Source organism: Wenxinia saemankumensis, assembly GCF_900141735.1.
In the GTDB taxonomy this organism is placed as follows: Bacteria; Pseudomonadota; Alphaproteobacteria; order Rhodobacterales; family Rhodobacteraceae; genus Wenxinia; species Wenxinia saemankumensis.
This window is the reverse complement of the sequence record NZ_FQYO01000004.1, coordinates 345658-358545: the sequence shown is the minus strand read 5'-3', so window position 1 is coordinate 358545 and position 12888 is coordinate 345658. Positions and strand designations below refer to the sequence as shown.

Here is a 12888-nt window from a genome sequence, read left to right as displayed (position 1 = left end):
GGCCGGGCTTTGTCGCGGGGGACGAATAGGCAGGAGCCGCCGATGTTCACCGTGACTCTCCTCACCGCGCCGGAGGAGCGCCGCCTCGAAGGCGCGCTCGTCGCCTCGCTGCGAAACGCCTGGGGCGGGGGCGAGCTGCGCTGGCTCTCCCCCGACGAGGCGGCGGAGTTCGACCTGCCCGCCCTGCCGGACAATCTGGACCGGGTGCGCGCCGACCTGGACGCGGGCGGCACCGATCTGGTCGCCCAGCCGTCGGAGGGGCGGCGCAAGCGGATGCTCATCGCCGACATGGACAGCACCATGATCCGGCAGGAATGCATCGACGAGCTGGCCCGCGTCGCCGGAATCGGGGACCGGGTGGCCGACATCACCGCCCGCGCGATGAACGGAGAGCTCGATTTCGAGGCCGCCCTGATCGAGCGGGTGGCCCTGCTGAAGGACCTGCCGGAGACGGCGATCGACGAGGTGCTGAAGCGCCACATCACCTACACGCCCGGCGGGTTCGAACTGGTCGCGACGATGAAGGCGCAGGGCGCGCATACGCTGCTCGTCTCGGGCGGGTTCACCGCCTTCGCCGCGCGGGTCGGGGCGGCCCTCGGCTTCGACGCGCACCGGGCGAACATTCTGCTGGCCGAGAACGGAAGGCTCACCGGCGAGGTCGCCCGGCCGATCCTGGGTCGCGCCGCCAAGGTCGACGCGCTGGACGAGACGATCGGCGCGCTCGGCATCGGGGCGCAGGACGTGCTCGCCGTGGGCGACGGAGCGAACGACCTCGGCATGCTGCAGCGGGCCGGGACCGGTGTCGCACTGCATGCCAAGCCGACGGTGCAGGCGCAGGCGCGGCACCGGATCAACCACGGCGACCTGACCGCGCTCCTCTACCTTCAGGGCTATGCCAGATCGGACTTCGTGACATGAGTATCTACGCGATCGGCGACATCCACGGCCAGAGCGCCATGCTCGACGAGGCGCTGGACCGGATCGAGCGCGACGGCGGCCGCGATGCGCGGATCGTCTTCCTCGGCGACTATACCGACCGGGGTCCGGATTCGCGCGGCGTGCTCGACCGGCTGTCGACCGGGCTGGCCGAGGGGCGGAACTGGGCGCCGATCAAGGGCAATCACGACCGCATGTTCGAGCGCTTCCTCGACAGTGGACAGGTCCACGACGCACGCATCGCGTCGGGCAAGGGATGGCTGCACCCGGCGCTCGGCGGGCAGCGCACGCTCGGCTCCTACGGCGAGGTCTTCCTGCATCCGGACAATGGCGGGCGGGACACGCTGCTGTCCTACGAGGTCGACCTGTCCGATGCGGACAGGTCGGACGACATCGCCGCCGCCGCGCGCGAGGCGGTGCCGCGGGCCCATCTGCGCTTCCTGCGGGATCTGCCGCTGATGCACCGCGAGGACGGCCTGCTCTTCGTCCATGCCGGGCTGCGGCCCGGCGTGCCGGTCGAGGAACAGGACGAGGAGGATCTTCTCTGGATCCGCGAGGGCTTCCTCGAGGAGGATCACGATTTCGGCCCGCTGGTCGTCCACGGCCATACCGCGCTGCACTATCCGCAGGCCTACCGGACGCGCGTCAATCTCGACGGCGGGGCGGGCTACGGGCGCGAGCTGGTGCCGGCGGTGTTCGAGGACGGCGCGGCATGGCTGCTGACCCGGGTGGGGCGGCAGGCGCTGGTTCCGTAAGGGGGGATCACCTGGTCGGAGTGAGAGGATTCGAACCTCCGACCCCCTGCTCCCGAAGCAGGTGCGCTACCAGGCTGCGCTACACTCCGACCGGTGGCGCGGACCTAGCCCGGCCCGCGCCCCGATGCAAGAGCCGATCAGACCGATCTCCGCGGCCGTCCGCGCAGCGCGACGATGCCGCGGCGCGCGGTGCCCTCGGGCAGGCGCGGGGACTTGAGGAAGGTGCCGGTATCCGGTCGCAGCTTGGTCCGCAGCACCGGGGTGAGGCCCGAGGCGCCGCGGCTCTCGCGGAAGACGATGTAGAGACCGCTGGCGATGATGATGCCCGCGCCGATCATCGTCGTCCGGTCCAGCGTCTCGCCGAAGAAGATCAGGCCGAAGATCGTGGCCCAGACGATCTGCGAATACTGCATCGGCGCGACCACCGCCGCCTCGCCCGCCTTGTAGGCCGCGATCATGGCGAGGCCGCCGACCCAGCCCAGCACCGACATCATCGCGATCACGCCCAGATGCGCGATCGGCATCGGCTCGTAGAAGAAGGCGAGCGCGCCGCCCATCAGGACGAAGTTGGCGAGCATCGGGTAGAGCATCAGCACGACCGGCCGCTCGTCGGCGCCGATCTTGCGGACGATGATCGACGCGGCCGAGCCGCCGAAGGCGCAGACCAGCGCCGCCGCATGCCCCAGCGAGAGCTGCGTGTTGCCCGGCTGCAGGACGAAGATGACCCCGGCGAGTCCGACGACGATCGCCCCGCCCCGATGCAGGCCCACCTTCTCGCCCAGGACGGGGATGGCCAGCAGCGTGATGATGAGGGGCGAGGCGAAGATGATCGTGTAGACCTGCGCCAGCGGCAGCACGCTGAATGCGTAGAACCCGGACAGGCCGGTCGCGACCGCGGCCACGGTGCGGACGAGCACCCAGCGCGGATGCACCGGGATCAGCGTGCCCGGGTTGCTGTCGCGCATGATGGTCACGACCGCCAGCGGAAAGCTGAACATGACGGAGAAGAAGATCAGCTGGACGGGCGAGTAGCTCGCCCCCATCGTCTTCACCACCGCGTCGTGGCTCGAATAGAAGGCAAAGGCGAGGAGGGCGATCAGCGCGCCTCTGGCATTGTGGCCCATCGGGTCGATCCGGGATTGTCGTGACGGGGTCCGACAGATTCCGATCCGGCCGGAGGGTCAAGTCCCCCGGACGGAAAGATGCCGAGGATTGCGCGGGCTTCGGCCCGCGCAACCGCGCGTGGGGCCCGGATCAGCCCTTCGCCAGCGCCGCGACGATGGCGTCGCCCATCTCGCTGGTGGAGACGGGGGCCTTGCCCTCCTCTCCCAGCAGGTCGGCGGTCCGCAGCCCGTCGGCCAGCACCGTCTCGACCGCGCGCTCGACCCGGGCCGCGTCCTCGCCCCGGTCGAAGGAATAGCGCAGCGCCATCGCGAAGGAGAGGATGCAGGCGATCGGGTTGGCCTTGCCCTGGCCCGCGATGTCGGGGGCCGAGCCGTGGACCGGCTCGTAGAGCGCCTTGGGCCGTCCGTTCGCCATCGGCGCCCCGAGCGAGGCGGAGGGCAGCATGCCGAGCGAGCCGGTCAGCATCGCGGCGAGATCCGACAGCAGATCGCCGAAGAGGTTGTCGGTGACGATGACGTCGAACTGCTTGGGCCAGCGGGTCAGCTGCATGGCGCCGGCATCGGCGTACATGTGGCTGAGCTCCACCTCCGGGTAGTCCTTGCCGACCTGCGTCACGACCTCGCGCCAGAGCACGCCCGATTCCATGACGTTGGCTTTCTCCATCGAGCACAGGCGCTTGCCGCGCCGCATCGCCAGCTCGAAGGCGGAGCGGGCGACGCGGTCGATCTCGCTCTCCGTATAGCGCTGGGTGTTGACGCCGACGCGCTCGTTGCCTTCCTCGATGATGCCGCGCGGCTCGCCGAAATAGACGCCGGAGGTCAGCTCGCGCACGATCATGATGTCGAGCCCCGAGACCACCTCCGTCTTGAGGGACGAGAAATCGGCCAGGGCGTCGAAGCACTGGGCGGGGCGCAGGTTGGCGTAGAGGTCCATCTCCTTGCGCAGCCGCAGCAGGCCGCGCTCGGGCTTCAGCGAGAAGTCGAGGCTGTCGTATTTCGGACCGCCCACGGCGCCGAGGAGGACGGCGTCCACCTCCTGCGCCCTGGCCATCGTGTCGTCGTGCAGCGGCGTGCCGTGCGCGTCGTAGGCGCAGCCGCCGACCAGATCCTCGGACACGTCGAAGACCGGGCCGCCATTCGCCCCGAACCAGTCGATGACCTTGCGGACCTCGGCCATGACTTCGGGACCGATGCCGTCGCCGGGCAGGATCAGAAGGGACGGGTTGGTCATCTTGCGGCTCCTCTGTCGCGCATCGACCGGCGGGGTAGGCCGGGGGTGGCGCCGGGTCAAGGGTCGCACGGCCGGCCGCGGACGGGGCGCGAGCGGCAAGAGGCGCGGCCCCCGTGGGGCCGATGATGCGGGAGCGGGCCGTCAGGTGACCGGGCGCTGCCAGGTGGCCGGAATCGTCGGCCGATCGGGTTGCAAGGTGACCGGGGTTGCAAGGTGACCGGGGTTTTCGGTCGATCGGGGCAGCGCCCCGTTCGGACGCCGGGCCGAAGCCTTGCCGCAGATGGCTCGCGGATGACCGCCGGGGTCCCTGATCTGCTGCGAGCCGTTCACCGATCGTCCCCCCCATCCGCGCCTGCGGGCTGTCACCTCCGACGGGCCGGGATTCGGCCGAAGCGCGCCGTCGGGTGGGGGGGCGCCGGCTGGCACTCAGTCCGGGCGGGCGAGGTCCACCCAGACCAGCCGGTGCGGCCCGGCCGCTGCCACCGCCTCGGCCAGCGGGTCGCCGGGGGGCGGCCAGAGAACGCCGCTCTCCGTCACGATCCAGTCGCGCGACGGCAGGACGTAGCTGACGCGCAGGTTTCCCGGTCCGTCCCATTCCGCCGTATCGAGGGACGGGTCGCCCCGCTGGTCGGGATCGGCGGCGCCGGCCCCCCCGCCGCTCTGCGGGGCGGGATCCTGGAGGCGGGGATGGGCGAGCAGAGCGCGGATCGCCTCGCGCCGGCCCTCGCCGTCCTCGGGGTCGAGTTGCGCGTTCCCGAGGATGGCGACGGGGCCGTCCGGCGGCGCGCCCAGCACGCCGTCCAGCCAGAGCTGCCAGAGCCGGACCTCGTCCGCGTTGCGCAGCCCGTTCCGATCCTCCGCCCCGTCGAAGACGGGCGGCGTGGCCGAGAAGGCGGCGATTGCGACCGGCCCCCCGGGGGCGCGGACCGGCACGACCCAATGGGCCGTCGACGACAGGCGCTGGACGGCCTGCGCCCCCTCGGACGGGAAGGGGGCGCCGTCCGGGACGGGCAGCGTGGCCCCGGGCAGGTCGCGCCAGAGCAGGCCGGTGAAGTCCCGCAGTCCGGCGGTGTCGATCTCCCACCGGGAGAGGAGGGCGGGCGCCCCGTCGCCGGCGAAGCGGCCGTAGCCCTGCGCGTCGCGCGGCGTGCCGGTGCGGCCGTCGCCATCCATGTCGAGGCCCGTGGCCATGCCGGAATTGGGCCGGGGCGAGACGACATGCGGCAGCGCGAGGCCCCGTTCAGCCAGCGCGGCCGAGAGGGCCGCCAGCCCCGCGCCCCCCTCGTCCCAGTCGGTATCCGTCAGCAGCAGGATGTCGGGCGCGGCCGCCGCGATCACGTCGAGCGCGGCCTGCATCTGCGCGTCCTCGCCCCCCAGCAGGTCCCGCAGCATCAGCCCCGGCCCCCCGCGGGAGAAGGGGGCGGCATAGGTGGCGAGGCGGATCGTCTGGGCCTGGAGGGCGGTGCCGACGACGATCCCCGCGATCAGGGCAGAGAGGATCAGACCGGCGCGAAGGATCCGGCCGCGGCGGCGCTCTCGCGTTTGCGCTGATCGCTGATGAGGTCGGCGACCCGGTTCAGCGCGATCCCGCGCTTCAGCATGGAGGCGGGCAGAAAGGCCCATGCGGTCATCGTCCAGATCAGCGCGTGCGGGTTGGACAGGTCGATCGGGTCGACCAGGGCCGAGGTCACCTTGACCAGGGCCGGGATCAGGAATGGCAGCAGGAATCCTAAGATCAGGTTAAACTGTGCATCCGACCGCAGCCGGTCGACGACGTCGCCCCCGCGGGTCGGGTCGAAGGTGGGCAGGTTGACCCAGACGTTGAACGTCCCGTCCCGCGCCGGCCAGCCCCGCAGCCGCATCACCAGCACGAAGAGGCCGAGGCTGAGGATCGACACGAGGTAGCTCAGCCCCGCCGCGGTCCGGACCCCCTCGACCACCGGCTCGGGCGTGGGGTCGGGCAGCATCAGGACGACCAGCCGGACCGGCGAATAGGGAAAGTCGAGCGCAAGCGCGATCTCTCCGCCGAAGCTTTCGAACAGGCGGGTCAGCGTCGAGGGCTGCGTCTCGCCCCGCAGGATCAGCGTCAGCGCGAAGACCGTCAGGAACAGCGCACCGAAGCGGATGCGGTTGAACGGGGGCGCGTCGCGGAACTCGACGAGACTGGGGGACGAAGCGGAATATTCGACGAAGGTGAAGGCGGCCGCGATGATCGCGACCAGCCCCACGATGAGGGTCGTGTCCGAGGTCGTGTTGGGTAGCATCACGGAGGGAAAGGTGATGAGCGTGACGACGAGCAGCGCGCGCAGCGCGGCCCCGGCGATCCGGTTCAGTATCATGTGCCTGCCTTCGACCGGGTCGTCCCCGGTCTGACGCCAGGATCCGATCCGGGGTTCGCCCGCGAGACGCGGAGCGCTGTGCCTCGTTTCTGCCATAATGCTGCCCCCGTCCGGCCGTCCCGGCAATCGCCTCTCCGTGATCTTGGTCCCGGGTGCGGCCATTTTGCGGCAGGACTGGTGCGAAATTGCACCCCGGGTCGCGCAAGTGACTGGCGCACAACGACAATCCGAAACACTTGCGCCCCACAGCATGGTGGGGCGCAAGGGAGGGTCGAACGCCATATCTGGGGCGGAAGTCGAGGCGCGGATCAGACCCAGGGGCGATCCGCCGAGGCCTTCCTCTCGAACTCGTCAATCGCCGGCGCCTTCTCGAGGCTGAGCCCGATATCGTCGAGCCCGTTGAGAAGGCAGTGCTTGCGCCAGGGATCGACCTCGAAGGGAATCGTCGTTCCGTCCGACAGGGTGATCCGCTGTGCCTCGAGATCGACCTCGATCCGGGCATTGGCGCCCCGCGTCGCGTCCTCCATGCACAGATCGCGCTCGGCCTCGGGCAGGACGATCGGCAGGATGCCGTTCTTGAAGCAGTTGTTGTAGAAGATGTCGGCGAAGCTGGTCGAGATCACGCAGCGGATGCCGAAATCGAGCAGCGCCCAGGGGGCGTGCTCGCGCGACGAGCCGCAGCCGAAATTGTCGCCCGCGACGAGGATCTGCGCCTCGCGGTAGGCGGGCTGGTTCAGCACGAAATCCTCCACCTCCTCGCCCTTGTCGTCGTAGCGCATCTCGTCGAACAGGTTGATGCCGAGCCCCGAGCGCTTGATCGTCTTCAGGAACTGCTTGGGGATGATCATGTCCGTGTCGATGTTGACGAGGGGCATGGGCGCGGCGATGCCGCTGAGGGTCGTGAACTTGTCCATGTGTCAGGTCCTTTGCAATGTGAGATCGGGGCCGAGGCCGAGTCGCCGCAGGGCGGCGTCCGGGCGCTCGGCCCGCCAGAGGTCGAGGATCGCGGCGATGCGGGCGGGATCGCCCTGATCGGGTCGGTCGGCCAGCGCGGTGCCCGCCTGCGAATCGGTGGCGAGCGCGGCGCGGATCGCCGCGTGGCGGGCCGGGGGGACGGGCGCGCCGAGGCAGGTCTCCACCGCGGCCACGGGGTCGCGGAGGAGCGTGTCGTAGGTCAGGACGGGCGGCACGTCCGGAAGGGCGGCGACGTCGCGCAGGCCCTGGACGAGCGGATCGACCACCGCCTGCGGATTTTCGTCGCCGAAGGTGCGGGCGACGCTGGCGGCCCACTCCGCGATGTCCCGGACCATGAGGACCGGCGCGACAGTGCCCGAGGCGCAGATCGCCCGGGCCCCCTGGCTGGCTTGGCTGCGGAACTTCAGCACCGGCCGCGACAGCCCCCGCACCGCGTGCCGCACCGCCCGCCCGGCCCGGTCCGAGAGCGCGGCCTGCACGTCGGCCCTCGCCGGCCAGCGGCGGGCGAGCGTGCCGATCCCGGTGAAGACGTCGAGCTCGGACAGCACGTCCGCCCCGGCCGCGCCCAGCGCCCGTGCCAGCAGGGTCGAGCCGCAGCGCCCGATGGAGAAGATCGCGGGGACGGGGGCGGCGGGGACGGGTCCGTCCACCTCCTCCCACGGGAGCAGAAGGACGGACCGCGCCCGTCCGGCCTGGACCGCATAGGGGAAAGGGGCGCCCACGAGGTCGCGCATGGCCACGTCGACGGCCACGACCCCGCCCGAACCGGACAGGCAGTAGAGGGACAGCTCTGACGGAAGGTCGACCGCCCGTCCCCGGGCGAAGTCGCCGGGCGCGGCGATGGCGCGGGGATCGGGGCGGATCACGCGGTCGACCCGCCAGGCGCGGGCCGGCGCGCGGACGGGATCGACCAGCGCGGCACGCAGGTCGGTCCCGTCCGCTGCGGCGCCGCCATCCATCGCCCGTCCCGCCCCCGTCTCGTCCCGCCAGGTCCCGTCCGGCGTCAGGCCGGCGCGGCCATCATCTCGCGCACGTCGGTCAGCCGCCCGGTCAGCGCCGCGGCGGCCGCCATCTGCGGCGACATGAGATGCGTGCGCCCGCCGCGCCCTTGCCGGCCCTCGAAGTTCCGGTTCGAGGTGGCAGCGCAGCGCTCGCCCGGGGCCAGCTGGTCGGGGTTCATCGCGAGGCACATGGAGCAGCCGGCGAGCCGCCATTCGAAGCCGGCATCGAGAAAGATCTGGGCCAGCCCCTCCTCCTCGGCCTGCTTGCGGACGAGGCCCGAGCCGGGGACGACCATCGCCCGCTTCACCTTGATCTTCTTGCCCTCGAGGATCGCGGCCGCGGCGCGCAGATCCTCGATCCGGCCATTGGTGCAGGACCCGATGAAGACGGTGTCGATCTCGATATCCGTGAGCTTCGTCCCCGGCTTGAGGTCCATGTAATCCAGCGACCGCTGCGCCGCGCCGACCTTGCCGCCGGTGAAGTCGCTGGCGGCCGGGACGGAGGCGGTGATCGGCAGCACGTCCTCGGGCGAGGTGCCCCAGGTGACGACGGGGGCGATGTCCTCGCCCCGGATCGTCACGACCTTGTCCCAATGGGCGTCGTCGTCCGATTTCAGCGTCTTCCACCAGGCGAGCGCGCTGTCCCAGTGCTCGTCCTTCGGGGCGTGCTCGCGGCCCTTCACGTACTCGAACGTCTTCTCGTCGGGCGCGATCAGGCCGGCGCGGGCGCCGCCCTCGATGGCCATGTTGCAGACGGTCATCCGCCCTTCCATCGAAAGGGACCGGATCGCCTCGCCGCAATACTCGATCACGTAGCCGGTGCCGCCGGCGGTGCCGGTCTTGCCGATGACGGAGAGGGTGATGTCCTTGGCGGTGACGCCCGGCCCGAGCTGGCCGGTGATCTCCACCTTCATGTTCTTCGACTTCTTCTGGATCAGCGTCTGCGTGGCGAGCACGTGCTCCACCTCCGACGTGCCGATGCCGTGGGCGAGCGCGCCGAAGGCGCCGTGCGTCGCGGTATGGCTGTCGCCGCAGACGACGGTCATGCCGGGCAGGGTCCAGCCCTGCTCGGGCCCGACGATGTGGACGATGCCCTGCCGGATGTCGCTGACCGGATAGTAGTGGATGCCGAAATCCTTGGCGTTCCGGTCGAGTGCCTCGACCTGGATGCGGCTCTCCTCGTTCATGCCGCCGCGGATGCGGTCGGGCGTGGTGGGCACGTTGTGGTCGGGCACGGCGATCGTGCGCCCCGGCGCGCGGACGGTGCGGCCCGCCATGCGCAGCCCCTCGAAGGCCTGCGGGCTGGTGACCTCGTGCACGAGGTGGCGGTCGATGTAGAGCAGGCAGGTGCCGTCCTCGGCCTCGTGGACGACATGGGCATCCCAGATCTTGTCGTAGAGCGTCTTGGGGGACATCGGTCCTCTCCCTTCGTGACGATATGAAACGGACAGGTATCGCGGCGGCGCCCGGGCGGGCGCCGGCGGCGGTCAGAGCCGGGCGAGGACGGAGCGCGTGGCGCCGTGGAAGCGCCACGGAAGGCGGGCGCGGTCGTCCATGTCGAAGACCTGTGTCATGCGCGTCGCGATACACGATTCCCCCTCGCTTCGACAAGATGGCGCGAATGGGGCGGAAAGACGGTCCCCGCGCACGAAAGGCGCGACAATGATCGTTCGGCAGGCACTCTGTTTCGCTGAAAGACGGCAACCTGCGATTGTAATGAAAATTTTCTTCAGACCGCCGCCGCCACGCCGCCGAAGCGCCCCACGCCGGACAGGGCGTCGCCACTGCATCGCCACATTCGCGGCTGTATGCCCCGGTATGGCCCCGATCCCACGTTCCGGATCCTCGGGTCCTGGCTCCATTTCCGCGAAAATTGGACCCGATGACCGCCCTTTGCCGCGATTGTTGCCGGCCCGCTGCCGGGTCCGGACGGATGGCCGGACGGTGCGGCCCAGGCCTGCCTCCTCTCGGGCGCCGCGCGGCAGACCGGCTCGCCGCACCCTCCTCGCTACAGCCTGGAGTTGAACGCCCCCGGGCGGGCCGGATCCGGCCGCGATCCGGCGATTGACCTCGGGGCGGCGCGGCCTCTAATCGGCGCTGCATAAAGGGTTTTTCGAATGCTCCGCATGCCGGCGGGTGGGCCGGCAGGGGCGAGGATCGGATCGTGGCGCGACCCTCGAAGCGGGGGGTCGCCGGGGCCGCCACGGGGCCGGATTTCGATTTTCAGGTCTTGCGCGGCGGTCTCTGGACCGACCGCCGCGCAAGGTTGGGACGCCGCCCGAGAGGGCGCGCCAAGGGTGATGCGATGTCGACGATTCCGAGATACGGCCGGATCGCTGCGATCCGTGCCGTCGCCGCCGAGGCGGCCGCGCCGGCCCGTGTGGACGGCGTCCGCGCGGAGGGCCCCGGGCGGACCTTCTACCGCGACCGGGCCAAGCGCTGGATCGACATCGCGCTGGTGCTCGCCGCCGCGCTGCCCGTCCTGATGGTCGTCCTGCCGCTCGCCCTCCTCGTGGCGCGGGACGGGGCGAACCCGTTCTTCGGACAGGCGCGGGTGGGGCTGGACGGGCGGACCTTCCGGATGTGGAAGCTGCGCTCGATGGTCGTCGACGCCGAGGCGGCGCTCGAGAGGCACCTCGCCGCCGATCCCGCGGCCCGGGCGGAGTGGGATCTGCAGCAGAAGCTGCGCCGCGACCCCCGCGTCACGCCGATCGGGCGGATCATCCGGCGCACCTCCCTTGACGAGCTTCCGCAGCTCTGGAACGTGCTGCGCGGCGACATGAGCCTGGTCGGTCCGCGTCCGATGATGGTGTCGCAGCGCGCGATCTATCCCGGCAAGGAATACTACACCGTCCGTCCGGGCCTCACCGGATTGTGGCAGATCTCCGAGCGCAACGAGACGAGTTTCCACGAGCGGGCGGTCTTCGACCGGGCCTATTGCGAGACGCTCTCGCTCGGGGCGGATGCACGGATCCTGTCGCGGACCCTCGGCGTGGTGGTGCGCGGGACGGGCTACTGAGCGCGGCGGCGGGGCGCCGCCACGGCGGGATCGGGCGCGGTCGCATCTGTCCCGTCCCCTGCGACGCCAGCGGCCCGCGTCGCCGCCGCGGCGCGGATCAGGGTCAGCGTCCGGTCGGCCCAGGCGGTCCAGTTGAGGCGGGTCTCGTATTCGCGGCGCGAGGACAGGCGCAGCGCGTCGTAGGCCGCGGGATCGGCGAGATAGGCCGTCACCCGCGCCGCGAAATCCGCCGCGCGGGCATCGGCGGGCAGGGCATGGCCGTTCCGGCCCTCGCGCACCGGCACCCCGCCCACGTCGTAGCAGAGCGACGGCAGGCCGTAGGCCGAGGCTTCGCAGAAGGCGAAGCCGTAGCTTTCGAACGAGGGCATGACGAGGAAATGCGCGCTGCGGAACAGCCGGGTGAAATCCGCGAACTGGGCCGGATCGGCTTTGTCGAGATGCCCGTGCACGGTCACGCCCGGCGCCGCGCGGGCGTCCGGCGGGTCGCAGCCGACCACGTCGAGCCGCACGTCCGCCCCCTCAGCCCGCAGGCGTTGCAGGATCCGCAGGACGAGCGGGCCGCCTTTCGCCTCCCACTGGCGGCCGACGATCAGCAGGCGCGTCGGCCCGGTCCCCAGCCGGGGCGGATCCTCGGCCGGCCCCGGATCCGGCACGTTGGCACCCCAAGGCACGTGGAGCGAGCGGCCGGGGTCGAGCCCGTAGCGCGCGGTCGCGGCCTCGGCCAGCCAGCGCGAGGGCCAGAGGAGCAGGTCGGTCGAGCGGAAGACCCGCCGCTCCGCCGCCTCGATCAGGGGGTCGAGCAGCCGGGATGCCCGCAGGTAGGAGCCGAAATGCCGGCCCACCTCGGAATCGCGGTAGATCGCGGGCGTCGCGTCGGAGGTATGGACCGAGACGGTCCCCGGCGGCGGCCGGACGCCGAGAAGGGCGTGGAAGGCATAGGGGCAGAAGACCGCGTCGAAGCGGCCGGCCCGCAGCGCCCGGTTGACGGGGGCGGCGGCCAACCCCCCGGCGGCCAGCCGCGCCCGCCAGAAGGCGCGGACCCGGACCGAGGCGGGCATCGCCTGCACCGCGCGGCGCAGCGGCTCGGCCGCGCCCCAGTGCAACGGCAGCTCGGTGATCTGCGCCCCCCGCGCGGCGAGCGCGTCGCGCAGGCGGGCATTGCCACCGGAATAGCTGCCGTGATCGTCCGGCGACTGGTCGCAGAGATACGCGATCCGGAGGGCGGCGCGCGGGGCGTCCGCAACGTCTCTCATCGAGGAGCTCCCACCAGGACCGACCCTTCCCAGATCCACCTTCCGGCCATGCCGCCCGAAAAGCAAACGCGCAGGGCCCGATTCCCGCCCTACAGCGCGGTCAGGGTCGAAAGCTGATCGCGCGGCGGGCAATTTCGCGTCAGGAGCGCGGCGATCGCGTCCCGCGGCGTCGCTTCGGCGGAAGGCGCGGGGTAGAACGGACCGGCCCGGGACCCGGGCCGGGCTGAGAGTCGCAACAGGGACGGAACGGACGAC

Annotated in this window: 11 protein-coding genes and 1 tRNA gene; 3 read left to right on the top strand and 9 right to left on the bottom strand. The window is 71.3% G+C overall.

Features of this window, described 5'->3' with window-relative positions:
* Window positions 1–42: 42 nt before the first annotated feature.
* Both serB and BUE30_RS12755 read left to right on the top strand, forming a co-directional pair.
* Window positions 43–918: a phosphoserine phosphatase SerB gene (gene serB / locus BUE30_RS12760; RefSeq protein WP_073331266.1), complete on the top strand. Its 876-nt coding sequence runs from the start codon at window positions 43–45 to the stop codon at window positions 916–918.
* Entirely contained in the window at window positions 915–1691 is a 777-nt protein-coding gene (locus BUE30_RS12755; protein ID WP_073331263.1) for a metallophosphoesterase, read from the top strand. The genes serB and BUE30_RS12755 overlap by 4 nt, the downstream gene beginning before the upstream one ends.
* 12 nt (window positions 1692–1703) lie before the next feature.
* Here the strand turns inward: BUE30_RS12755 and BUE30_RS12750 are convergent.
* The 8 genes from BUE30_RS12750 to leuC all read right to left on the bottom strand — a co-directional run bounded on the left by BUE30_RS12750 (window position 1704) and on the right by leuC (window position 9776).
* Window positions 1704–1780, bottom strand: a tRNA-Pro gene (locus tag BUE30_RS12750).
* Window positions 1781–1828: 48 nt separating this feature from the next.
* Window positions 1829–2815: a DMT family transporter gene (locus BUE30_RS12745; protein WP_073331259.1), complete on the bottom strand. Its 987-nt coding sequence runs from the start codon at window positions 2813–2815 to the stop codon at window positions 1829–1831.
* A gap of 130 nt (window positions 2816–2945) precedes the next feature.
* Complete coding sequence (gene leuB / locus BUE30_RS12740; RefSeq protein WP_073331256.1) at window positions 2946–4046, bottom strand: 3-isopropylmalate dehydrogenase; 1101 nt, start codon at window positions 4044–4046, stop codon at window positions 2946–2948.
* A gap of 426 nt (window positions 4047–4472) precedes the next feature.
* Window positions 4473–5438 carry an endonuclease/exonuclease/phosphatase family protein gene (locus BUE30_RS12735; protein ID WP_244526358.1) on the bottom strand — a complete coding sequence of 322 codons (966 nt, stop codon included), beginning with the start codon at window positions 5436–5438 and terminating at the stop codon, window positions 4473–4475.
* 107 nt (window positions 5439–5545) lie between these two features.
* Window positions 5546–6385 (bottom strand): hypothetical protein, encoded by an 840-nt coding sequence (locus BUE30_RS12730; protein ID WP_073331253.1) that lies wholly within the window; start codon window positions 6383–6385, stop codon window positions 5546–5548.
* Between the two features lie 308 nt (window positions 6386–6693).
* Window positions 6694–7299, bottom strand: coding sequence for a 3-isopropylmalate dehydratase small subunit (gene leuD, locus BUE30_RS12725; RefSeq protein WP_073331250.1), 606 nt, complete (start codon window positions 7297–7299; stop codon window positions 6694–6696).
* 3 nt (window positions 7300–7302) lie between these two features.
* Window positions 7303–8319 (bottom strand): hypothetical protein, encoded by a 1017-nt coding sequence (locus tag BUE30_RS12720; protein ID WP_073331247.1) that lies wholly within the window; start codon window positions 8317–8319, stop codon window positions 7303–7305.
* Window positions 8320–8363: 44 nt separating this feature from the next.
* On the bottom strand, window positions 8364–9776 hold the full coding sequence (leuC, locus tag BUE30_RS12715; protein WP_073331244.1) for a 3-isopropylmalate dehydratase large subunit: 1413 nt from the start codon (window positions 9774–9776) through the stop codon (window positions 8364–8366).
* Between the two features lie 890 nt (window positions 9777–10666).
* On the opposite strand from leuC, the gene BUE30_RS12710 reads away from it, so the two are divergent.
* A complete protein-coding gene (locus BUE30_RS12710; RefSeq protein WP_083601380.1) occupies window positions 10667–11380 on the top strand; it encodes a sugar transferase in 714 nt (237 codons plus the stop codon).
* On the opposite strand, the gene BUE30_RS12705 is transcribed toward BUE30_RS12710, so the two are convergent.
* Complete coding sequence (locus BUE30_RS12705; protein WP_073331241.1) at window positions 11374–12633, bottom strand: glycosyltransferase family 4 protein; 1260 nt, start codon at window positions 12631–12633, stop codon at window positions 11374–11376. The two genes, BUE30_RS12710 and BUE30_RS12705, sit on opposite strands and share 7 nt — an antisense overlap.
* Window positions 12634–12888: the final 255 nt, after the last annotated feature.